17 protein-coding genes are annotated in these 22,321 nt (G+C 73.6%); 6 read left to right on the top strand and 11 right to left on the bottom strand.

Annotated features, from left to right (window positions below; all coding sequences use genetic code 11):
• Positions 1-70: 70 nt before the first annotated feature.
• Positions 71-574 carry a DUF1990 family protein gene (locus tag KBX37_RS26435; protein ID WP_210778602.1) on the top strand — a complete coding sequence of 168 codons (504 nt, stop codon included), beginning with the start codon at positions 71-73 and terminating at the stop codon, positions 572-574.
• 56 nt (positions 575-630) lie between these two features.
• Here KBX37_RS26435 and KBX37_RS26430 read toward each other — a convergent pair whose 3' ends face one another.
• Positions 631-1,551, bottom strand: coding sequence for a DNA-3-methyladenine glycosylase (locus KBX37_RS26430; protein ID WP_210778601.1), 921 nt, complete (start codon positions 1,549-1,551; stop codon positions 631-633).
• 44 nt (positions 1,552-1,595) lie between these two features.
• On the opposite strand from KBX37_RS26430, the gene KBX37_RS26425 reads away from it, so the two are divergent.
• From KBX37_RS26425 to KBX37_RS26410, 4 genes are all read left to right on the top strand, one after another.
• Positions 1,596-1,856: a hypothetical protein gene (locus KBX37_RS26425; protein ID WP_210778600.1), complete on the top strand. Its 261-nt coding sequence runs from the start codon at positions 1,596-1,598 to the stop codon at positions 1,854-1,856.
• 195 nt (positions 1,857-2,051) lie between these two features.
• On the top strand, positions 2,052-3,971 hold the full coding sequence (locus KBX37_RS26420; RefSeq protein WP_210778599.1) for a stealth family protein: 1,920 nt from the start codon (positions 2,052-2,054) through the stop codon (positions 3,969-3,971).
• 72 nt (positions 3,972-4,043) lie between these two features.
• Positions 4,044-6,773: a CDP-glycerol glycerophosphotransferase family protein gene (locus tag KBX37_RS35705; protein ID WP_210778598.1), complete on the top strand. Its 2,730-nt coding sequence runs from the start codon at positions 4,044-4,046 to the stop codon at positions 6,771-6,773.
• Between the two features lie 61 nt (positions 6,774-6,834).
• Positions 6,835-8,601: a stealth family protein gene (locus KBX37_RS26410; RefSeq protein ID WP_210778597.1), complete on the top strand. Its 1,767-nt coding sequence runs from the start codon at positions 6,835-6,837 to the stop codon at positions 8,599-8,601.
• A gap of 278 nt (positions 8,602-8,879) precedes the next feature.
• Here KBX37_RS26410 and KBX37_RS26405 read toward each other — a convergent pair whose 3' ends face one another.
• The 9 genes from KBX37_RS26405 to KBX37_RS26365 all read right to left on the bottom strand — a co-directional run bounded on the left by KBX37_RS26405 (position 8,880) and on the right by KBX37_RS26365 (position 19,742).
• Positions 8,880-9,845: an endonuclease/exonuclease/phosphatase family protein gene (locus tag KBX37_RS26405; protein ID WP_210778596.1), complete on the bottom strand. Its 966-nt coding sequence runs from the start codon at positions 9,843-9,845 to the stop codon at positions 8,880-8,882.
• A gap of 256 nt (positions 9,846-10,101) precedes the next feature.
• Positions 10,102-10,758: a hypothetical protein gene (locus KBX37_RS26400; protein WP_210778595.1), complete on the bottom strand. Its 657-nt coding sequence runs from the start codon at positions 10,756-10,758 to the stop codon at positions 10,102-10,104.
• Between the two features lie 201 nt (positions 10,759-10,959).
• The gene (locus KBX37_RS26395; protein ID WP_210778594.1) at positions 10,960-11,739 is read right to left on the bottom strand and encodes an anti-sigma factor; all 780 of its coding nucleotides are present in this window, start codon (positions 11,737-11,739) and stop codon (positions 10,960-10,962) included.
• The gene (locus tag KBX37_RS26390) at positions 11,736-12,434 is read right to left on the bottom strand and encodes a sigma-70 family RNA polymerase sigma factor (protein ID WP_210778593.1); all 699 of its coding nucleotides are present in this window, start codon (positions 12,432-12,434) and stop codon (positions 11,736-11,738) included. The genes KBX37_RS26395 and KBX37_RS26390 overlap by 4 nt, the downstream gene beginning before the upstream one ends.
• Before the next feature lie 81 nt (positions 12,435-12,515).
• Entirely contained in the window at positions 12,516-13,373 is an 858-nt protein-coding gene (locus tag KBX37_RS26385; RefSeq protein ID WP_210778592.1) for a spermidine synthase, read from the bottom strand.
• A complete protein-coding gene (locus tag KBX37_RS26380; RefSeq protein ID WP_210778591.1) occupies positions 13,373-14,341 on the bottom strand; it encodes a hypothetical protein in 969 nt (322 codons plus the stop codon). The genes KBX37_RS26385 and KBX37_RS26380 overlap by 1 nt, the downstream gene beginning before the upstream one ends.
• A 16-nt stretch (positions 14,342-14,357) precedes the next feature.
• Positions 14,358-16,832, bottom strand: coding sequence for an AAA family ATPase (locus tag KBX37_RS26375; RefSeq protein WP_210778590.1), 2,475 nt, complete (start codon positions 16,830-16,832; stop codon positions 14,358-14,360).
• The gene (locus KBX37_RS26370; RefSeq protein ID WP_210778589.1) at positions 16,832-17,980 is read right to left on the bottom strand and encodes an exonuclease SbcCD subunit D; all 1,149 of its coding nucleotides are present in this window, start codon (positions 17,978-17,980) and stop codon (positions 16,832-16,834) included. The genes KBX37_RS26375 and KBX37_RS26370 overlap by 1 nt, the downstream gene beginning before the upstream one ends.
• A gap of 13 nt (positions 17,981-17,993) precedes the next feature.
• On the bottom strand, positions 17,994-19,742 hold the full coding sequence (locus KBX37_RS26365) for an ATP-binding protein (RefSeq protein WP_210778588.1): 1,749 nt from the start codon (positions 19,740-19,742) through the stop codon (positions 17,994-17,996).
• 227 nt (positions 19,743-19,969) lie between these two features.
• On the opposite strand from KBX37_RS26365, the gene KBX37_RS26360 reads away from it, so the two are divergent.
• Positions 19,970-21,601, top strand: coding sequence for a triacylglycerol lipase (locus KBX37_RS26360; RefSeq protein WP_210778587.1), 1,632 nt, complete (start codon positions 19,970-19,972; stop codon positions 21,599-21,601).
• Here the strand turns inward: KBX37_RS26360 and KBX37_RS26355 are convergent.
• The gene (locus tag KBX37_RS26355) at positions 21,531-22,016 is read right to left on the bottom strand and encodes a hypothetical protein (RefSeq protein WP_210778586.1); all 486 of its coding nucleotides are present in this window, start codon (positions 22,014-22,016) and stop codon (positions 21,531-21,533) included. The two genes, KBX37_RS26360 and KBX37_RS26355, sit on opposite strands and share 71 nt — an antisense overlap.
• Positions 22,017-22,321 lie beyond the last annotated feature (305 nt).

The following is a 22,321-nucleotide window of genomic DNA, read 5'->3' as shown; positions in this document are numbered from 1 at the left end:
GTAGGTCGGGCCGGGGGACGCCGGGGTGGGGGGGGGGGCGGGGAACGGCGGTCGAGCCTAGGCTGGGCGGGTGGCCGAGCTGACGTACCAGGAGGTCGGGGCGACCCGGGACGGGCGGCTGCCGGCCGGCTGGCACCACGTGCGCCACCGGTACCGGCTGCCCGCGGGGTGCTACGCCGTCGCCGCCGAGGCGGTGCTCACCTGGCGGCTGCACCGGACGGCCGGCTTCCGGATGCGCACCGACGCGCCGCGCGCCACCCCGGGCGTCCGGGTCACCACGGGCCTGGGGGTGGGGCCGCTGCGGGTCTGGGGCCCGTGCGAGGTGGTCTGGGTCTCCGACGACGAGCGCAGCGCCGGATTCGGCTACGGCACCCTGCCCGGGCACCCGGCGCGCGGCGAGGAGGCCTTCCTGGTCACCCGCGACGACGCCGGCGCGGTCTGGTTCGAGGTGACCGCGTTCAGCCGGCCGGACCGCTGGTTCATGCGCGCCGCCGGGCCCGCCGGCCGCGTCGTCCAGCACGGGTACGCGCACTGGCTCGCCCGCACCCTGCGCCGCCTCTGCGCCCGGCGCTGACGCCGGATGCGCCACGGCCGGGCGGGCGAACGCTCAAGGGCCGGGGACGGCCCGGATCAGAAGCGGGCGAAGGAGCGGATCGGCGCGCGCGGCCCGAACTTCGGCGCCTGGATCCCGGCGGCCTCCAGCAGCCCGCAGACCCGCCCCCGGTGCCCCCGGAACGGCTCCAGCAGGGCCAGCATCCGGGCGTCGTCGCCGCGCGCCTCACCGGCCAGCGCCCAGGCGACCGTGTTCGGCACGTGGTAGTCGCCGACGCTGACCGCGTCCGGGTCGCCGTACGCGATCCGGACCACCTCGGCGGCGGTCCACGGGCCGATGCCCGCGATCGCGGTCAGCCGCCGGGTCGCCTCGGTGCTGTCCGCGCAGTGTTCCAGCCGGTCGGCGACGGCGGCGGCCCGGCGCAGCGTGTCGGCCCGGCGCTGCTCCACCCCGAACGGGTGGAAGACCCAGTACGGCGCGGCGGCCACCACCTCCGGCCCGGGCGGCAGCAGCAGCGGCTGCATCGGCCCCGGCGCCGGCTCGCCGAAGTGCCGGACGGTCGCCGCGTACGCCCGGTACGCCTCCTTGCCGGTCACCTTCTGCTCGAAGATGGCCCGCAGCAGCCGGGGGAAGACCTGGCCGGTGGCGGGCATCCGCCGCCCCCGGTGCTGGGCGGCCAGCCGGGCCACCAGCGGGTGCGCGGCGGCCAGCTCGGCGAACCCGGCGAGGTCGTCGCGCAGCCCGGCGATCGCGTCGGCGCGCTCGACCACCCAGTCGGCCCCGGGGCCGTACCCCTCGGCCAGCAGGTCCCCGCCGCCGGAGCGCAGCGCGAGGGTGGCCGGCCCGGCCGGGGTGCGGGTGGCGTACCAGAAGGTGCCGGCGGCGATCCGCGCGCACGGGTCGTACGGGCTGAAGGTGAGCGACCGGACGGAGGCGGCCAGCCGGTAGTCGGCGGGCGGGCGCAGCGCCCGGCGCGCGGCGGGCTCGGTCCAGGTCACCAGCCCACTCTGCCACCTCGGTCGTCGGCAGGCGGAGGAGGTACGTGCCGACGGTCCGGCGGGAGAGCTCAGCGGACAATTTCCGCCTGCCCGTCCCGGTGCGGATCCACCACCTGAACGGCCAGGATTTTTCCGGCAAGTGCTACAAATCCATATTTCTGCAACATGCGATCATGTCGTTCCGCTCCCCTCCGCCGATTCGTTGGTTTCTCGCCGGTGAACTCGCTGCTAACGTGCCATCTGCGCTGGCCGGAGACCCGTCTCGGGAGACGGCCGCCGGTACGGATCGCGAGGGGCACACCTGACCGGGAGACGGCTCACCGTCAATCCCTGTCCGATCGTCCGGCAGCGCAACGGGGGCTCTGCAGAGAGGCATGCGGTGATGACTGCTCGTGCGGTTGTTCGGCCGGGGCAGGTCGTGTTCGGCGTTTCGTCCCGCCACCAGCAGCACTGACGATGGTCACCGACGAGGTGGCCGTCCGACCGGAACGGCCAGCAGCATGATCGCCCTGCGCGTCTACCGCCTCCTCCCGCCCGCCGCTCGGCGCCGGCTGCTCGGCCTGCTTCCCGCGCACCGGCGGCTCCGCCTCGTGCGCACCTTCACCCGCCCGCGCGGCGGTGACACGGTGCACCCGGTCGGCGCTCGGGTGACCGTCGCCGACGGCGGCGTCCGCACCAAAGCAGAGGTGGTCGCCCGGGCGACACCGCTGGAGATGTGGCACCGCAACCTGGTGGCCGTCACGTCCACGCTGGAGTCGGCCGGGATCGAATACCACTGCCTGCGCAACGACGACTACCTGCGTAGCTCGGTGGCCATCCTGGTCGGCCAGCGGGACGCGGTGCGTCGCCTGGTCCGGTCCGCACCGGAGTTGTCGGGCGCGCACGTGCGCACTGTCGAGGTGCAGCCCGGGCGGAACCAGCCGGACCTCGCCCCGGCCGAGGTGATCCAGGTCTGGTTCCCGGTGACCGACGCCCGGGCGGGCGTGGTCCTGGGGGCCCAGTTCGCCTGCGAGATCGAGTTCTGGACCCGGGTGGGTGACGTCGTCCGGGCACCCCGGCACAACGCGGTGATCGACGAGGCGCCGGCCCGGGCCGAGCCGGTACGCGTGGCGGCGGCTCTGCTCAGCCATTTCGTTCCTGAGGCGGACGACCACACCTACGGCACCCGCCGCGATCTCACCGTCCGCGCCCCGGACCGGGTGGGCTTCCCGATCGACGCCGTCTACACCTGGGTGGACGGCTCGGATCCGGAATGGCTCAAGCGCAAGATGGCCGCGCTCCGTGCTCCCGACGCGCCGCGGCACGCGGTGGCGGCGAACTCGTCGCGCTACCACAACCGGGACGAACTGCGGTATTCCATGCGGTCGCTGCACGGCTTCGCGCCCTGGCTGCGACGGATCTTCCTGGTCACCGACAGCCAGCTGCCGAGCTGGCTCGACCCGACCCACCCGATGATCACCGTCGTCACGCACGCCGAACTCTTCGCCGATCTCGGCGGCCGGTCGTCGTTCAACTCCCACGCCATCGAGTCCCGGCTGCACTGCATCGAGGGCCTGGCGGAACACTTCCTCTACCTCAACGACGACGTCTTCCTCGGCCGGCCGCTGCTGCCGACCCACTTCTTCCATGCCAACGGGATCGCGAAGTTCTTCCTCTCCCCGGCGCAGTTCGGGCTGGGCGAGGCGAGGGCCGCTGACCTGCCGGTGAACGCGGCCGGCAAGAACAACCGCCGGCACATCCAGCGGCTCTTCGGCGTGACCATCACGCAGAAGATGAAGCACACTCCGTTCGCCCTGCGGCGCAGCATCATGCATCAGATCGAGCAGATGTTGCACGCGGACGTGACCGAGACGGCACGGCACCAGTTCCGCCACCACGGCGACCTGTCGATTCCGTCCTCCCTGCACCAGTACTGGGCGTACCTGACCGCGCAGGCGGTGCCGGGCGACATCGAGTACGAGTACGCGGACCTCGGTCACCCCTCGACGCCCGCCCGCCTCACCGAGCTGCTGACCCGTCGGCACCGTGACGTGTTCTGCCTCAACGACACCGACTCGGATTCGGAGGCCTTCGCCGAGCAGGAGCGGATGCTGGCCGACTTCCTGTCCCGCTACCTGCCGTTCCCCGCCCCGTTCGAGCTGCCCGACGACGTGGTCGCCGAGCGGCGGAAGCTGGGCGCCAGCGCGCTGTGGCGGCAGTCGCGCGGCGCGGATCGGTACGGCCGGCAGGTGGATGCCCCGACCACGCCCGCCCTCGGCCGGCAGGTGGACGCCCATACCGCGCGCCCGCTGCGGGTCGGTCCGCGACTGGACGCGCCCACGCTGCCCTCGATGCGCATCGCCGCCACCCGCGAGGCGCAGGAGGACATTGTGTCGCCCGGCTGGTGGGGGACGTACCCCGTCGAGCGGCCCGATGCCTGAACCTGATTCCCGTCGCACATTACGCTTCGACCAGCTTGTCAACATCTCTGCGAACCCCCAGTGGAGCCCAGTGTGGTAGGCCCTGCCCCCCAGGTCACGATCATCGTCCCGGTCTACAACGTCGAGGACTACCTGCCCGAGACGCTCGAATCGATCGCGGCGCAGACCGTGTTCGAGCGGTGCAGCGTAATCCTGGTCGACGACGGCAGCACCGACGCCTCCGTGCTACTGGCGAAGCAGTTCGCTGCGGAGCACCCGAACGTGACCGCGATCCAGCAGGAGAACAGCGGGCCGGGCGCGGCCCGGAACCGGGCGCTGGACATGGCGGACACGCCGTACGTCGCGTTCGTCGACTCCGACGACATCCTGCCGCCGCGTGCCATCGAGGTGCTGCTCAACGCGATCGTGGCGAACAAGGCGAGCATGGCCGTCGGCGACATGGACACGTTCCCCAAGCCCACCCCCTTCCTCTGGAAGAAGCCCTTCGGCAAGGGCGACCGCCTGCTGGAGACGGTGGTCGACGCGCCCGACCTGATCTTCGACGCCGGCCCGTGCCACAAGCTCTACGACCTTGCCCAGCTCCGGGCGCACGGCCTGCGGTTCCGCGAGGGGGTCCACTTCGAGGACGCCTTCCTGGCCATCCCCATGCTGCTCAAGGCGGAGCGCATCGCACTGGTTGACGAGGTGGTCTACAAGTACCGCAAGCGGGCGGTCAGCAGCTCCATCATGGACAACCTGTTCGTCCGGGAACAGAACTTCTGGGACCATCTGGAACTCTGCGAGACCCTCGCGGAGCTTCGTTCCGAGCTGGACGTGTTCCGCCGCGAGGTGCTCGAACGCTTTCTCGTTCGCAGCTACCAGGGCTTCGCCATGCGCGCGCACGACCTCTTCGAGGACGCCGACCTGTGGAAGATCTTCGACCGGTGCAGTCGGATCTACCACGACATCGACCCGTCCTTCATCGCGCGTTGGACGCTGGACACCCGGCACCGGGTGGCGTACCTGGCCTTCAAGTCGTACGACTTCGAGCTGTTCGCCCGGCCCTGGGAGCGGTTGCGAGGTGTCGTCGCGTGCGGCGGTGACCTGCACCTCGACTACCCGGTCACACCCGCGTTGCTGCCGCTGACCAAGGTGACCGCCGTGGGGGCGCGGGTGGAGCAGGTGCTCCTCTCGCCCTCGGGGGACACGCTCAAGGTGTCCGGGCACATGGTGATCAACGGGCTGCCGATGCGGGTCCCGATGGCCACGCCGCTCGGGCTGCGGGTGCGGGGCAGCAACCTGACCGCGCCGGTCACCGTCGAGAGACGGGCTGACCTCAAGGCGGGAGACGACAACCGGGAGTGGAGCGGCTTCTCGGCCGAGCTCCCGGTGGACAAGCTCCGCAGGGGGCAGCACCACCTCCGGCTCGTGTTCCTGACCGAGACCGGCCAGGCCTCCCGGCAGTGCCTGATCTCCGCCGCCTTCCTGCGTGACGCCACGACGAAGGTGGCTGGCGACACCCGGATCCTGCCCACCTTCACCGGGCGGGAGAACGCGGCGCTGCTGGTGCAGCGGGGAGGCGGGACCGAGGGGCGGCGGCGGTGGCGGCGACTCATGGTGCGCAAGGACCTACGGCACATCGCCTCGCGGGCCCCTTTCTGGAAGCAGCGCCTGCTCCGCCTGCTCACGGCTCCGCTGATGAGCCGGCGCGACGTATGGCTGATCGGCGAGCGCAGGGACACGGCGCAGGACAACTCCGCGCACCTGTTCCGGCACCTCCGCCAGGTGGAGCGCAGGCGGAACGTCTACTACCTGCTGGCGAAGGAGAGCGCTGACCGTCAGCGGCTGCGAGGGCTGGGTAACGTCGTCACCCACGGCTCCTTCCGGCACAAGTTCCTGATGCTGCACGCCACCAAGCTGATCAACTCGTATGACATCGACGCCTACATGTTGCCGGAGCGTTGGGAGCGGTCGCCGTTCCTGAAGCACCTGAACTGGCGGATCGCCTCGTCCCGGGTCTTCCTCCAGCACGGCGTGACCGAGAAGGACGTGAGCGCCGGTCTGCACCGGGGCCGGGGTTCGTTCGACCTCTTCGTGGCCTCGGCGCACCGGGAGGCCGAGTACGTGGCGAAGGAGCTCGACTACGGGGACATGGTGAAGACCACCGGCATGCCCCGGTTCGACGCGCTGGTCCCGGACCGGGGCAGGCGGAGGATCCTGTTCATGCCCACCTGGCGCACGTACCTGGTGACCCCGTCGTACAACAGCTCCGCCCGACCTCGGGTCGCCTTCGACGGATCGGCCTACCAGGTCTTCATCGCCGAGCTGTTCGGCAGCGAGCGGCTGCGGCAGGCGCTGCGCCGGCACGGCTACGTGCTGGAGTTCCTCCCGCACTACGAGATGCGCTCGCTGCTGACCGATGTCGTCCCGGCAGACGACTGCTTCGCCATGGCGGACCAGACGACCCGCACGGTGCAGGACGCGCTGCGCCAGTGTGACCTGTTCATCACGGACTACTCGTCCACCGCGTTCGACGTCGCCTACCTCGGCACCCCGCTGATCTACGCGCAGTTCGACGAGGAGGAGTTCTTCACCGTCGGCGGTTACAAGAAGGGCTACTTCGAGGCCCGGGAGGACGGGTTCGGCCCGGTCTGCGAGACCGCGGAGGAGACCGTGGGCGCGATCGTCAGCTATCTGGAGAACGGGTGCGTCCGCGAGGAGGAGTACTCGCGCCGGGCGGCCGATTTCTTCGCCGTCCAGGACCGCAACAACTGCCAACGGGTCGCCGACGCCATCGCCGCGCTGCCGGGGCCCCAGCGGTGAGTCGGCGACCCGTTCCCATGCGGGAGTCAGCGGCCGGTGCGGGCGGACCGGGAGGACAGCGGTGACCGACCCGAAGCCGACGCCGTCGGAGACGCCGCGGGCACTCGCGGAACCGTCGGGGCTCGTCGAGGTCTATCGCCGGGTGCTGAGCCCGCAGACCCGCCGCGCCATCGCGACGAAGGTGAGTCCGAAGGCCCGGCACCAGCTGAAGCAGTGGGTCGCCCGGGCGTCGGCTGATACCACGGTGGCCGGGCGCCGGGGCGAGCGGATGGCGCGGCGACAGCCCCAGTTGCTGGCCGGAGGCGACCGGGTGGTCGTCACCGCCGACCGCGCGCCCCGCATCGCCCAGGTCGACGCCGACCTCACCCCGCTGCGCGCCCGGGCGGGGAACCTGACCGCCGTCACGGCGGCCCTTGACGAGGCAGGCGTGGCCTACTTCCGGGTCCGCGGCAGGACCGACTGCGCATCGGTGGTCGCCGTCGACGACGCGGACCGGAAACGGGCGTACGCCGCGCTCGCCGCCGCCTGCGCCCGAGTGCCCGGCTACGTCACCGTGCCGCGGGCCCACGCGGAGCGACCTCCGTCGGCCGGCTTCGAGTCGCGCACCTGGGACCGCCTGACCGACGCCCCGGTCATCCGGCTCACCTGGTACCGGACCGACCCCCGGCGCCGGCTCGTGCTCGGCCAGGCCCACGGGTGCGAGGTCGAGTTCTGGACCCGGCAGGACGACGAGCTCGTAGCCCCCCGTCCGAACCCGGTGGCCGAGCGGGTCCAGGTGTCGGCGCCGCCGGTGTTGACGTCCGAGTCGCTCTTCACCGGCCTGGTGCCGTACACCGGCGCGACGACCGCGCGCACCCGGCAGGAGTTCGCCGGACGGCAGCCCGACGACGTCGCCTTTCCGGTCGACGTCGTCTACACCTGGGTGGACGGCGCGGACCCGGAGTGGCTGCGCCGGCGTGCTGCGATCACCGGCGTCCCCTACCACGCCGAGGCGGCGAGCGCCGCCCGCTTCCTCAGCCGCGACGAACTGCGCTACTCGCTGCGGTCGCTGCACCTGTTCGCGCCCTGGGTACGCCAGGTCTACCTGGTGACCGACGACCAGGTGCCGGAGTGGTTGGAGCCGTCGGCCCCAGGGATCCGGGTGGTCAGCCACCGGGAGATCTTCGCCGACCCGGCCGTGCTGCCGACCTACAACTCGCACGCCATCGAGAGCCAGCTGCACCACATCGACGGGCTCTCCGAGCACTTCCTCTACCTGAACGACGACGTCTTCCTCGGCACCGAGGTGCTGCCCCGGGACTTCTTCCTGGCCAACGGCATCTCCCGGTTCTTCCCGTCGCCGGCTCTGGTGCCGCCGGGTGCCCCGACCGCGGAGGACATCCCCTCCTCGGCGGCCGGGAAGAACAACCGTGCGTTGATCGCCGAGCGCTTCGGCACGGTGCTCACCCGGAAGATGAAGCACATGCCCCACGCGCTGCGGCGCAGCGTCCTGTACGAGATCGAGGAAACCTTTGCGGCCTCGCACCGGGTCACCGCCGGCAGCCGCTTCCGCAGCATGTCGGACATCTCGATCGCCTCGTCACTGCACCACTACTATGCGTTCCACACGGGCCGGGCGGTGCCGGGGGACCTGCGCTACACCATCGCTGAGTTGTCCCACCCCGACACGCCGGCACGCCTGGCGCACCTGCTTGCCCGCCGGGACCGGCACGTCTTCTGTCTGAACGACGCGTTCTCCACCGAGGAAGACCTGGCGGCCCAGCTTTCGGTCCTCACGCCCTTCCTGGACACCTACTTCCCGGTGCCCAGCCCGTGGGAGAAGGGCTGACCCTGGGTACGCGCAGCGGCGCCGGCCCGCCTCCGGGCGGGCGCCGTTGCGGGCTCTGCGGGTCGTGGCGCGTACCCGCAGCAGTCGTTCCAGGTGGAACGGTGATCCCTCACTCCGAGGAGTCCAGCCCTACCTCCGGGAGCGCCTCGACTCGATCCTGCAGCAATCGTCTGGGGCCGTCGAGGTCATGCTGGTCCGGTCCGGTTCCGGTCCGGTTCCGGTCCGGTCCGGTTCCGGTCCGGTCCGGTCCGGTTCTGGTCCGGATCGGCTTGCGGCGATCAGGCGCCGGTCGGGTCGGGGTAGAGATGGTAGCGCGCCGCCAGCAACCGGTGGTCGGAGAGCGGCGCCTGGATCGCATCGCAGCCGAGCGGCTTGAGGCCGGGTCCGGAGAACAGGTAGTCGATCTTGACCTTGCCGAACGTCGCCTGCATCCTGCCCAGGTCGCAGTCGACGCTCTGGTCGTACAGCGGTTGCAGGACGAGCTGGTGCCTGCCGGTCACCGTCGCGGCCGGGGTGGTGTTGAAGTCGCCGCCCACGAGGGTCAGATATCCCTGTGCGCGGCCGCGGCGCGCCTCGGCGGCGAGCCGCGCGGCCTGCGCGGCCCGAATCCCACCGTCGGGATCCTGCTCCGGCGTTGACAGGTGGGTGCCACAGACCTGGAGCTGGGGCACGCGCAACCGGACGCACACCGCGAACCGCTGCTCCATCCACCTGCTGTTCCTGGGTTTGGGTGACGGGAGCTGAACCAGCCACGACGCCTGGACGGGCGATGCCGCACGGGCGCCCCGCTCGACCGCCGCCCGCACCGCCACCGCCTGGCCGTACCGGTCTCCGTTGGCCCCGCAGGTGGTCGGTCGGCTGACCCTCGTGCCGCGCTTGACTGCGACCGTCGTGGCCTGGCGGAAGTGCACCTTCCAGTCAGTGCCGAGGCTGCTCCCCAGCGCGGGCAGCAGGTCGGCGCACATCTCCTGCAGCAGCACCACGTCGGCCGAGCGATTCTGTGCCGCCTGGCCAATGGCGGCGGCGAGCTGCCGGTGCCGGCTGGCGGCGGGACAGCGCGGTTTGGCGTTGGCGCACGCGTTCCAGGTGAGCACCGTCAACGAAACCAGCGCGGGCGGTGCGGGAGCCGGCGAGGTGGACTGGGTGGGTGCCGCGATCGCGGGGCGGTCGTCGTCCACGGGCCACCGCGCGGCCGCCGTCGCGCCGATGGCGCCGATGAGGGAGCCGGCCAGCGCGAGCACCACCGGCAGGAGCGCTCGGCTCCGCTTCGGCGCCATGCCGCCTCTCTTCCCCGGATATCGGCACTGTCGTGCTGTCGACCGTGGACAACCATGTCGCAGCCGCCGCTGGGCTGCCAGATTAGCGGTCGGCGGGCCCCGTGGCGGAGGCAGGGGCCATGCGAGACGAGAGGCGCTACCGGTACGACGGCGTACATGACGATGGCCGGCCGCGCCCTCCCCGGCTGCGACCGGCCACCGTGTCTCCAGTGGCGGCGGGAGATCAGTACGAGTAGCCGGAGCCGCCCGCGTCCGCGCCGCCCGAGTCGCCGGCCGCCGGCGGGGCGACCGCCTTCGGGGTGCCGGTCGGCAGGCAGGTCAGGTTCTTCTTGCCGTTCGGGTCCACCACGAACCAGGTGCCGCCGACGCCCTGGCCCTTCCACTGGCCCGGCTTCTTGTCACCGATGTAGCGGTAGACCGGCCAGCCGCCGATGGTGATCTGCCGGGTGCCGTCCTGGCGGGTGATGGTGCCGACCTTGTCGTCGGAGACGCCCTCCAGCTGCGGGTTGCCGTCGGTCAGCGCGGGCGGCCACACCTGGGCGCACTTGTCCACGCAGTTCGACGACGGCGGATCGTCGGAGTCCTTGTCGAAGCGGTAGAGGATCCAGCCGTCCTGGTCGGTGACCACGTTGCCCATCCGGGCGACCTTCTTGCCGACCAGCTCGTCGGTCAGGCGCACGTCGGCGGGGGGCGGCGCCTGCTCGGCGGGCGCTTCGGCGGAGGCGGAGGCCTCCGGTTCGACCGCCGCGGTGGGCTCGGCCGCGGCGACGGCGACCGGCTCGGCAGCGCTGGAGTTCGCCCCGTCGTAACCCGCGGGAGCGCAGGCCGTAAGTGCGACCATCGCGCTCGCGACGATGACGGTTCGCTTCATCTGTGCCACGTGCCCTCCTCATTCTTGGCAGTTCACCGAGTAGTACGGAGGGTCCACTGTCAAGGTTGAACGATTGACAGTGGGCAATTTCACTCAAGCCCGTTGAACCGTTCCGGGTCCCCGTACGTGTGCAGGCACGTCGGCGTCGTCGCGGCCAAAGCCGAAACGGCGCCGGCCCACGCGGGCCGGCGCCGATCGGGAGTTCGCCGGTCAGGGAACGACGGTCACCAGCGGGCTGGCCACCCCGTTCGTGTCGACCGACTGCACCTGGACCTTGGCGATGTCGGAGGGCGACGCCGAGGTGGACGCCTCCAGCTGGAGGTCCTGCGGGTTGGTGTTGGTGCCGTAGCCGGTGCCCGGCACCGACCAGGTGGAGACCACCTCGGTGGTGGAGTTCTTGCGGACCACCACCAGCCGGCAGGTGCGCGGACCGGGCAGCCGGGTCAGGTTGAACCCGATCCAGGTGCCGTACTCCTTGCGGGCCAGCCACATGGTGGCCTTCACCCCGGTGCTGGAGTCGGTGGCGTCGTGCTGGTCGCCCTCGATCTCGTTGCCGCCGACGGCCGGCCCGGAGCGGGTCGGCTGCGGGCTCGCCGGCCCGTCCACCGTCGCGGTCACCGTCGGCTCGGCGATCACCTGGTCGCGGCCGCCGTTGCCGTTGAGGACGGCCACCCCCAGGCCGCTCAGCGCGCCGACCGCCACCACCGCGGCGGCGGTGGCGAAGACCCGCCGGAACTGGGCACGACGCCGGTGGGTGCGGACCGCGACCAGGGTACGGTCCAGCAGGGCCGGGTCGGTGGCGGTGTGCTCCATCGCCATCATCGTCTCGCCGTCGATGTCGGAGAGCAGCCCCACCACCGGGACCATCGTCTCCAGCTCCGCGGCGCAGGCCCAGCACGTGGCGAGGTGCTCCTCGAACCGTTCGGTGTCCTGCTCGTCCAGCACGCCGAGCGCGTACGCGGCAACGTCCATGTGGTCTGCCCGGCTCATTCCGTCACCCCCCTCTCCTGCAGAGCCGTGCGCAGCGCGCGCAGCGCGTAGTAGACCCGCGACTTGGCGGTGCCGAGCGGAAGGCCCAGCTCCTCGGCCGCCTCCGGCACCGTGCGGCCCCGGAAGTACGTGGCCACCAGGATCTCCCGGTGCGACTGGCTCAGGGTACGCAGCGCGTCGGCCACGGTCATGGTGCGTAGCACCCGGTCGGTGCTGTCCGCCTCGGCGAACGCGGTCAGGTCGCGGTCGTACGTCTCCGCCGGTCGGGCCTGCTCACTGCGGTGCTCGTCGATGGCGATCCTCCGGGCCACGGTTACCAGCCAGGGCCGTAGCGACCCCTGGCCCTGCACGCCGAGGCGGTGCGCGTTGCGCCAGGCCCGCAGCAGGGTCTCCTGCACGATGTCCTCGGCGCGCTGCCGGTCACCGCCGGTCAGCCGCATCACGAACATCAGCAGCGGCCCGGCGTGCTCGGCGTAGAGCAGCCGGACGAGCTGGTCGGAATGACTGGCCTCAGGGGACGCCGCCTGGTGGCGTCCGGGCGCCGGTCGCGGCGTCACCGGGCCATTCTGGCGATCGTTGGGGCCCGCGTCGACCCCCCGGCCCGACCTCGAGGCACGGGGCTGGGGCTGGGCCCGGGCGAACATCCACCCTGGCCTGGCCATCTCGCCGTGCAAGCCGGCCGCGACCGCGTGCATGCAGACCTCCTGGTGTCCCATCGACATCAGCCGGCCCACGGGGAGGGCCGCCCCGTGATACGTGCGGGTCGGCCCGGCGGATCAACGACGTACCGAAAAAATTCCGGGCGGCGGCGGGGTGGAGTCGGTCGCGTCGATGTCGCGCACCACCGGCGCGCCCCCGGCGAACCGGTCGAGATCCGCGCCGGCCACCACCCGTCCGGGGAACCAGTCCCCGGCGGCGCGCCGGGTCAGTTCCGGCACCGGCGGCTCGACCCGGCCCGCGACCAGCACCAGGTTGCCGTAGCGGCGCCCGCGCAGCACCGCCGCGTCGCCGACCAGGCAGGCCCGGGGCAGCACCGTACGGACCGTGGCCACCTGGGCCCGGGCGTGCCGCAGCGGTGGACCGTCGGCGAGATTGGCCAGGTACCAGCCGGACGGGGCCAGCACCCGGGCCACCTCGGCGGCGTACTCGACGGAGGTGAGGTGCGCCGGGGTGCGCGCGCCGGCGAAGACGTCGGCGACCACCACGTCGTACGCGGCGTCCCGGGTGGACGCGAGGGTCGCGCGGGCGTCGGCGACCCGCACCTTCAGCCGGGGGTCGGCGGGCCAGGGCAGCGCCCGCCGCACCAGCTCGACGAGGGCGCCGTCCACCTCGGACACCCGCTGGGTGGAGCCGGGGCGGGTGGCCTGCACGTAGCGGGGCAGGGTCAGCGCGCCGCCGCCCAGGTGCAGCACCCGCAGCGGCGCGCCGGCCGGGGCGAGCAGGTCGAGCGCCGCGCCGATCCGGCGGACGTACTCGAACTCCAGGTGGGTCGGGTCGGCCAGGTCCACGTGCGACTGCGGGGCGCCGTCGAGCAGCAGGGTCCACGAGCGGGGCCGGTCCGGGTCCGGCACCAGCTCGGCCTCGCCGGTGTCGACCGGCGCGACGACCCGGTCGTCGCCACGGCGGCGACCCATCAGCGGCCCGCCGCGCCGGCCCGGGTGGCCATGGTCAGCGCCCGGTGCAGCAGCCGGGCGTCGCCGAGCAGCCCGCGCAACCGCCGCTCCAGCCCGGCGATCGGCACCAGGTTCTGCGGGGCGCGCGGGTCCTTGTACGGCGAGGAGGCGAACCGGGGCAGCGTCACCAGCGACAGGTCGGCCAGCGCGACCGCCTCCTCCGGTGGCAGCTCCGCCGAGCACTCCAAACGGACGATGCCGGCCCAGGGCGCGCCGAGCGCCACCGGCAGCCGCAGGTACCAGGACCAGCCGCCCCAGGCGGTGCCGAGGCGGAACACCGGGGACCGCTCGCCCGGCGCGAGCCCGGTGACCACCGCGGTGAGCCGGGCGTCGAGGTACTGGCTGTGCTGCGTCTTGATGTAGCCCAGGGTGCGCGGCAGCTGCCGCCGGCTGCGCAGCGGCCCGTCCACCACCAGCAGGTCGCCGTCCACCCGCGCGGCGTCGGAGACCGCCACCTCCAGCGCGGTCAGCGGCGCCTGCACCGCCGCGGGGAGCTTGCTCAGCTCGCCCGTGCCACCCACCCGGTGCACCGGGTAGCGGACCCGCCCGCAGACCACCTCCTGCGCCGACGGGCTGGCGGTGAACAGCCCGCGCCCGACCTGCGCACCGGCCAGCTCCGCCGCGCCCCGCTCCAGGTCGCAGCGGACCACCCCGGCCGCGTACGAGGCGGCGATGCCGGGGAACGAGGCCCCGTCGTCCTCGGCCGTCCAGACGCTGGCGTCGATCCGGCGCACCCCGTCGACGAGCAGCACCACGTCCGGCGCGCGCAGGCCCGGGCGGGGGCCGATCGCCCGCCAGTCCACGGCCGGCAGCTCGACGTCCGCCTCGACCTGGGCGCTGCTCTGCGCCGCCGGCCCACCCACCGAGGCCTCGAAGGAGGCACCGTACGACGGGTCCCAGGCGTCGACGAAGAGCCGCGGCCCGGTCACGCCACGCACCTCGCACTCACAGGCCGGTCCGTTCGACGCGGGCCGTGCGGGCGTCCTTGCGGACCTCGTAGCGCACCGGGATCCGCTCGGCCAGCGCCGGCACGTGGGTGACCACGCCGACCATCCGGTCGCCCCGGGCGGCCAGGCTCTCCAGGGTGGCGGCCACCGTGTCCAGGGTCGCCGCGTCGAGGGTGCCGAAGCCCTCGTCCAGCACGATCGACTCCAGGCTGGCCGCAGTGGTGGACATCCCGGCGAGCTGCTCGGACAGCGCCAGCGCCAGGGCCAGCGACGCCTGGAACGTCTCCCCGCCGGAGAGGGTGCGCACGCCCCGGCGCAGCCCCGCGTCGTGGTGGTCGACCACGGCGAACTCGCCCTTGTCGTGGACCAGGTCGTACTGGCCGTTGGAGAGGTCGCGCAGGATCCCGGAGGCGCCGTCGACCAGCAGGTCGAGCGCCTCGGCGAGCAACCACCGCTCGAAGTTGTTGGCCCGCAGGTGACCGGCGAGCGCCCGCGCGACGCGGGCCTGCCGCTCGTGCTCGTCCCGCTGCCGGCGCAGCTCACCGGCCTGCTCGCGGCGTTCCTCGATGCGGCGCCGGTCCGCCTCGGCCCGCTCGGCGGCGACCGCGACCGCGTGGACCGGGTCGTCGGCGGGCGGCAGCCCGGCGGACGACAGCAGCGCGGCCAGCCGTTCCTCCACCGCCTCGGCGGCCGCCTGTGCCCCGGTCACCGCCTCGGCCAGCCCGACCCGTTCCGCCCGCCGCCGCTGCGCCTGCCCGGCCGCCCAGTCGACCAGGGTGGCCCAGGCGGCGGCGACGTCGTCCCGGTCGGTGGCCGGTGGCCCGAAGCGGGCCAGCCCGTCCCGGGCGGTGTCGAAGCCGCGCCAGGCGGCGCGCAGCCGCTCCTGCGCCGCGTCCAACGTGCCACGGGCCCGCCGGGCGGCGTCCCGACCGGCGCGTACCGCGCCCGCCGCCTCGTCGAGGGCCCGGCGCAGCCGGGCGTGCTCGTCCAGCGCTGCGCGCAGCGCCGTCGGCGTCGCCGCGTCGGCGAGCTGGACGTCCAGTTCGGACAGCCGGGCCGCGAGCTGGTCGTGTCGCGCGCGGGCGTGCACCAGCACCCGCTCCAGGTCGCGGGCCGCCGCGTCGCGTTCCTGCACCAGCGCCTGGGCCGCCTTGCTGGCCGCCCGTGCCGCCTTCCCGGCGGCGGTGGCCGCGGCCACCGCCGAGCCGGCCGGCACCGCCGGAACCCGGGCCACGGTCTGCTCGCACACCGGGCAGGCGCCGCCGTCGGCCAGGTGTGCCCGCAGGGCGATCGCCTGGTCGGTGGCCTTGGCCTCCTCGTGGGCGCGGAACGCCGCCTCCAGCTCGGCCTCGGCCCGGGCCGACGCCTCCCGCGCCGCCGTCAGGGCCGCCACCGCCGCGTCGTGCTCCCGCTGCGCCTCGGCGACCGCCGCGCGGACCGTCTCGGCCTCGCCGGTCAGCCGCTCCCGATCGGCGTACGCCCGCAGCAGCAGCCGCAGCGTGCTCTCGTCGCCGGCCCCGGCCAGCTCGCCGCGCAGCTTCTCCTCGCGCTCCTCGGCCAGCGTCACCGCGGCCGCCGCCTCGTCGGCCGCCGCCCGGGCGGTGGCCACGGCCCGCGCCACCTCGGCCACCCCGTCCGGCGCCCGCACCCCGGTCAGCCCGGCCAGATCCGCGTCGAGGTCGGCCAGCGCCGCCGTCGCCGCCCGGGCCGCCGCCCGCGCGCTCTCCCGCTCGGGTACGGCCGACCCGACCGCCTGAGACAGCTCGCGCATCCGGTCGACCTGCGCGGTCGCGGCGGCCAGCGCTGCGTCGTCGACGTCGGTCAGCCCGGCGAGCACCTTGTCCACCGCGGCCAACCCCGCCTCGGCCTGGCCGGCCCGTTCGGTGGCGCGCTTCTGCACCTCCTCGTAGACGCCGAGGCCGAGCAGGTTGACCAGGATCTGCTGCCGGGTGGCCGGCTTGGCGTGCAGGAAGTCGGCGAACTGCCCCTGCGGCAGCAGCACGCAGGAGGTGAACTGCTCGTACGGCAGCCCGACCGCCGCCAGCACCGCCTGCTCCATCTCGGCCGGCGTCCCGGCGACCACCTCGCCCAGGTCCTCCGGGCTCAGCCCGGTGTCCAGCTTGGTGACGTCGAAGCCGGCCGGCATGAGCTGCAACCCGGCGTTGGCCGTCTTGACGTTGCCCCGGCCGTCCCGGCGGACCACCCGGGTGGCCACGTAGCGGGAACCGGCGGACTCGAAGACCAGCCGGACCCGCGCCTCGGTGGCCGACGGGGCGAGCGCGTTCGCCAGGCCCCGCGTGCCGCCCCAGCGGGGCACCGTGCCGTAGAGGGCGAAGCAGATCGCGTCCAGCACCGTCGACTTGCCCGAGCCGGTCGGGCCGACCAGCGCGAAGAAGTCGGCGTCGGTGAAGTCGACCGTGGTCTCGTCCCGGAAGACGGTGAAGCCCGCCATGTCCAGCCGCATCGGACGCATCAGCGATCCACCTCCTCGAAGAGCTCGTCGAAGAGCTCCCGCACGCCGTCGTCGTCGTGCCCCCGGCTGTCCAGGTAGTCGGCGAACAGTTCCCGGGGGGAGCGGCCGGCCCGTTGGGCGACCCGGGTGCCGCTGCCCGGGGCCGGGACCAGCTCCGGGTCGATCCGGATCTCCAGCGCCCGGGGGAGCAGCTCCTGCACCTCCTCGCGCAGGCCGGCCCGCGGCTGCTCGCGGACGAACACCCGCAGCCAGCCCTCGGGCGGGGTCAGCTCGGCCAGTTGGGCGAGGGTGCCCCGCACCGTGCGCAGCGGCACCGCCGCCGGCACCGGCACCTCGCGGACCTGCGCGGCGGTCCGCGCGGTGACCTCCACCAGCGTCACCGAGCAGACGTTCTCCTGCTCGCCGAAGTCGACCGCCAGCGGGCTGCCGCTGTAGCGGATCGGGCAGGGCCCGATCACCCGCTGCGAGCGGTGCAGGTGGCCCAGCGCCACGTAGTGGGCGTTGCCCGGGAAGACCGTCGCCGGCACGGCGTAGCCGAGCACGGTGTGCGCGTCCCGCTCGCCGCCGCCGGTGGTCGCGCCGACCACGGTGACGTGGGCGCTGACCAGGTGCACCCGGTCGGGCTCGGTGAAACCCTCGGTGAGCCGGGCGAGGACCCGGCCCAGGTGGTCGGCGTACGTCTGGGTGGCCTCGGCCGCGGTCAGCTCGTACATCTCCACGGCGCGGACGGCGTACCGCTGGGAGAGGAAGGGCAGCGCGGCGAGCTGCCAGCGCTCGCCGTCGCGGGTGGTGCCCTCGATCACGTGCTCGGCCGGGTTCTCCCGGACGCCGCCGCGCAGCGTGATGCCGGCCGCCTCGGCCCACGGGCGCAGCGCGTCCAGGGCCTGGCCGTTGTCGTGGTTGCCGCCGATCGCCACCACGTCGGCGCCGGTGCGCCGCAGCGCGGTCAGCGCCCGGGTGACCAGTCGGGTCGCCTCCGGGCTGGGGGCGGCGGTGTCGTAGAGGTCGCCGGCGACGATCACCAGGTCGGGGCGCTCGTCGCGGGCGATCTCGATGACCCCGGCCAGCACCTGCTTGTGCTCGTCGGCGCGGGACTGCCCCTTGAGCACCTTGCCGACGTGCCAGTCTGAGGTGTGCAGGATCTTCATGGGTGCGCGCTCCCTAGAACGGGATGTCGTCGTCGCCGGCGCCCGAGCCGACCACCGCGAACGGATCGGCCGACTGGGTGATCGAGCGCAGCGTCTGCGAGGGGGGCCGGCCCGCCTCGGAGACCCGGGTCGCCCAGGCCGGGAAGGGGAACTCCAGGCAGAGCGGGACCGGGATGTCGGGCTGGTTGACGAACATGGTGCCCGGCTTGGCCAGCAGCGCCCGCTGGCGCTGGGCCGGCGGGAGGAAGCCGTACTCGGGGCGGGACGCCTCGGCCGGGTCGAGCCGGCCGACCACCCGGATCGCCGAGTTGGTGACGATCCGCCGCTCCACCTCGCTCGCTGTCTGCTGCGCGCCGATCAGGATGACCCCGAGCGAGCGGCCCCGCTCGGCGATGTCGAGCAGCACCTCCTTGATCGGGGAGGAGCCCTCGCGCGGGGCGTACTTGTTGAGCTCGTCGAGGACGACGAAGAGCAGCGGCTTGGCGGTGCCGGACTTCTCCTTGCGCTCGAACTCGCTCTTGAGCGTCACGCCGACCACGAAGCGCTGTGCGCGGTCCGGCAGGTTGTGCAGGTCGACCACGGTGACCTGGGCGCTCTCGGCGGTGTTGATGCTGTGCGGGCGGCGGGTGGCCAGGTCGCCCCGGATCAGCCGGCCCAGGTCCTTCTTGCTGCCGATCAGCCGGCGTGCGAAGGCGTTGACCGTGCCGAGGCCGACCGCGCTGCCCGCCCAGTCGCCGCGGGTCTCGTCGTCGTTGAGCTGCTCGACGATGTGGTCGACCAGGTCGGCGTACGAGCCCAGCCGGACCCCGTCGACGCTCACCCCGCCGTCGGCGGGCTGGGCGTACCGGGCGAGGTGGGCGGCGACCGAGTGGACCACCATCGTGTACTGCTGGCGCTCGTCGTCGGCGTCGGCGAAGACGTACGGCAGGAGACGGTCGGCGCAGAACTCGCTCAGCGTCCAGTAGAAGCTGTCCACGCCGGTGAGCCGGCTGCTCACGTCCGGCGTGCCGGAGGCGTCGCCGACCCGGGGCGGGGCGTAGACCCGCACGTCGGGGAAGGCCCCGGCGTCCAGCCCGAGCTTCGCGTACGCGGCCCGGGTCGGGTCGTCGAGCCGGGCGTTGGGGTGGTCGAGGAAGAGCAGGTCCTCGCCCTTGACGTTGAAGATCAGCGCCTTGGCGTTGACCGCGTCGCCGCCCAGCACGCCGGAGCGGAAGACCGAGTAGAGCAGGAAGGTGGCGAAGCTGGTCTTCGTGGCCACGCCGGAGATGCCGGAGATGGAGACGTGCGCGCCCCGGCTGCCGTCGAGGAAGTCGGCGTTGAGGTAGACCGGTACGCCGTCGCGGCCCATGCCCATCGGGATGCGCCGCTCCATCCGGTCGAAGTGCAGCGCCCGCGCCCGGGCGTCGCCCTCGGCCCGGTAGACCGCCGCGCCCGGCGCGGGCGGCACGTAGAACTCCGGGTCGACCCGGGTCGTGGTGACCTCGGCGGCCTCCTGCACCTGGGCGGGGAGGGTGCCGTCGGCGATGGCGAACACGTCCGAGTCGAACTGGGCGCCCTCGTGCCGGGCGCGGACCTGGGTGACCACCCCGGCGATGGTGACCGGCTCCCGGTCGGGCAGCTCACGGCGGGTGACGACCACGTCGTCGAGCTGGAGGTAGCTGTCGGGGGAGACGGCGGTCCAGAACTGCAGCGGGGTGGCGTCGGTGGTGCCGAGCACCCGGCCGACCGGCTGGCCCGGGCCGTCGAGCAGGTCGTCGGTCATCGGGGGACTCCGGTCAGCTGCTCGTCTGGGTCAGGGCGCACGCCTGCATCCTGCCCGAGGAGTACGACACGTCGCCACGCGACGCGGCGGACGCCACGCGCCGTCGTCGCGGGCCGTCGCGCTGCGGGACGGCGCGACCACGGTCCGTCCCCCTCGTCCGCGCGATTCCCCCCACCGAGGGGCGTCATCCGCGAGAGCATCGGAGGGCCGCGAGAGCGAGGAGTGCCGTGGGGACGACACGAGGCCGACTGGTGGGGCTGCTCGGCCTCGCCGCGCTGCCCCCGGTGCTGGAGGAGGCGCTGCTGGTCGGCGTCGGCCTGCACGCCGCCCGGGGCCTGGCCCCGCAGGCCACCGCCGTGTGGCCGTACGACTCGTACCACGACCTGCGCTGGCTGCTGGTCTACCACAACTCCTGGGAGATGTTCCTGCTCGGCCTGGTGCTGCTGACCGTGCTCCGGGGCGTGCTCTCCGCCGGGCTGACCGCGCTGGCCTGGCCGGCCGGGGTGCCGCGGCCCTCCTGGGGCTGGCTGGTCCGGCGCAACCTGGAGGTCGCGGCGCTCGCCGCGGCGGTCATCTCGCCGTGGGCCGCGCTCTCCGTCGCCTTCTCGGCGGTGGCGCTGTCGTGGTACCTGTTCGCCTCGCTCGGCCCGATGCTGGTGCTCGCCCCGTTCCTGGTCCGGGCCGGGGTGGTGACCCGATGGTGGAAGGGGCTGCCGACGATCGAGCTGTTCGGCTGGGCGTTGCTGAACTTCGTGGTGCTGACCCTGGCCGGCGCGCTGATCTCCAGCACCCCCGGCTGGTGGGCGGTCGTGATGGCCGGTCTGGCCGGCGTGGCGAACGGGCTGCTCTGGCAGCGCACCGTGGCCGCCGCGAGGGTGCCGGTCCGGCGCTGGGCGCGGGTGCCGGTCGGCCCGATCGCGATCGCGCTCGCCCTGGCCGGTGCCATCTGGGCCCAGGCGTTCATCGGGTTCGCGGCCGGTGGCGGGCAGGGGCAGTGGCGGCCACCGGTGCTCAGCGAGCGGTTGCCCGACCGGGTGCCGCACGCGGTGATCGTCCTGGGCGGGCACAACTCGAGCTGGGACGGGACTCCCGCCGCCGACCCGCGGGTCGAGCGCTTCTCCTACCGTGGCCTGGACGCGCAGGGCCGACCCCTGCCGTACCCACCCGGGGCGACCCACCGGTCACTGGATTCCAGCAGCGCCCTGCTCGCCGACCAGATCGAGTCCGTGCACCGGCGCACCGGACGCCCGGTGGCCCTGGTGGGGCAGAGCGAGGGCTCCATGGTGGCCCGCACCTACCTGGAGCGGCTTCCGCGCGGCCCGGTGACGGCGGTGGTGATGTTCAGTCCGCTGGTCCAGGCCGGCCGGACCTACTACCCGCCGCCCGGGCACGCCGGCTGGGGAGTGGCGGCCGGTTGGGAGCTGCGGGCCATGTTCTGGCTGTCGAACGTGCCCCTGGCGGTGAAGGACGACCCCGACAGTTCGTTCGTGCGGTCGGTGCTGAGCAACGCGCCGTTCTACCGCAACCGCACCCTCTGCCCGGTACCCGGCGTCCGGATGATCGCCTTCCTGCCGACGATCAGCGCCGCGGAGGCGCCGCCGGGGGAGTACAGCCGCGTCCCGGTCTACCAGCAGCCCGCGCTGCACGGCGGCCTGGTGGGCGAGCGGGCGGTGGAGGACCGGGTGGTCGCCTTCCTGGCCGGGGAGCCGGTGGAGATGCCCCGGCGGGAGTACGGCCTGCTGCAACGGCTGGGCGCCGCCTGGCAGGCCCCGCCGCTGGCCCTCATGCTCAATCCGATCTGGTCGGCGACCAGGGAGGGGGATCCGGCGATGACGGGCCGGGTCTGCGAGCCCCGCTGAACCAACCGGTGGCCCGGCCCGTGCGCCGGTGTCGCAGCAGCAGTCGCAGGACCGCGGCGTCGAGCCCCACCACCAGCAGCGCCGCGACCGGCGCGTACGGGAACAGCAGCAGCTCGACGGCGGCGCTCAGGGCGGCGCAGCCGAGGGCGATCGACGTCGTGCCCCGGCGTCCGGTGGCCGCCGCCAGGCCGGCGAGGGTGACCGCCGCGCCGACCGCGACGTGCAGCCAGGCCCAGCCGGTGATGTCGACGAGGTACATGCCCCGGCCGGTCTGCACGACGAACGGGTCGGCGGTCGTGGTGGCCCACGCGGACAGCAGGTCCACCAGGCCGCTGGTGGTCAGCAGGGTGCCGGCCAGCAGCGGTGGGCCGGGTCGCTGCGCCCGGGTGGCGTCGACCGGCGGCGGAAAGCCCATCTGCCCAGGTTAGGGCCGGCACGTAAGTTCTCCGCCGCGAACAGCAGGGACCCGCGCCCGTCGTCGTGGCCGGGGCGGACTGCCCGCGTACCCCCGTTGGTGGCGGCCGGGGGACGGCCCGGCGCGGCCGGGGCACGCCCGATGGCCGGCGGACCCGGCGGTCCAGGGTGGCCGCTAGGCGGGCGGGGCGGCCCCGGCGGGCGGCGGCCCGGCGGCGTCCCGGGCGTGGCGCAGCATCAGCACGCCGTCGTCGGCGGCGAGCACGTGCCGCAGCGGCAGCTCCCGGGGCGCGCCCGGGTCGCCGG

This window comes from Micromonospora sp. U56, assembly GCF_018070095.1.
Lineage (GTDB): Bacteria > Actinomycetota > Actinomycetes > Mycobacteriales > Micromonosporaceae > Micromonospora > Micromonospora purpureochromogenes.
The sequence above is the reverse complement of the archived record's forward strand: the minus strand, read 5'-3'. Positions and strand labels throughout refer to the sequence as shown.

What these genes read in the sequence shown, in the direction of transcription:
- KBX37_RS26390 (WP_210778593.1), bottom strand. Translation starts at nt 12,434, where the DNA reads ATGCACGCGGTCGCGGCCGGCTTGCACGGCGAGATGGCCAGGCCAGGG.
- KBX37_RS26385 (WP_210778592.1), bottom strand. Translation starts at nt 13,373, where the DNA reads ATGGGTCGCCGCCGTGGCGACGACCGGGTCGTCGCGCCGGTCGACACC.
- KBX37_RS26395 (WP_210778594.1), bottom strand. Translation starts at nt 11,739, where the DNA reads ATGAGCCGGGCAGACCACATGGACGTTGCCGCGTACGCGCTCGGCGTG.
- KBX37_RS26355 (WP_210778586.1), bottom strand. Translation starts at nt 22,016, where the DNA reads ATGGGCTTTCCGCCGCCGGTCGACGCCACCCGGGCGCAGCGACCCGGC.
- KBX37_RS26365 (WP_210778588.1), bottom strand. Translation starts at nt 19,742, where the DNA reads ATGACCGACGACCTGCTCGACGGCCCGGGCCAGCCGGTCGGCCGGGTG.
- KBX37_RS26420 (WP_210778599.1), top strand. Translation starts at nt 2,052, where the DNA reads ATGATCGCCCTGCGCGTCTACCGCCTCCTCCCGCCCGCCGCTCGGCGC.
- KBX37_RS26375 (WP_210778590.1), bottom strand. Translation starts at nt 16,832, where the DNA reads ATGCGTCCGATGCGGCTGGACATGGCGGGCTTCACCGTCTTCCGGGAC.
- KBX37_RS26370 (WP_210778589.1), bottom strand. Translation starts at nt 17,980, where the DNA reads ATGAAGATCCTGCACACCTCAGACTGGCACGTCGGCAAGGTGCTCAAG.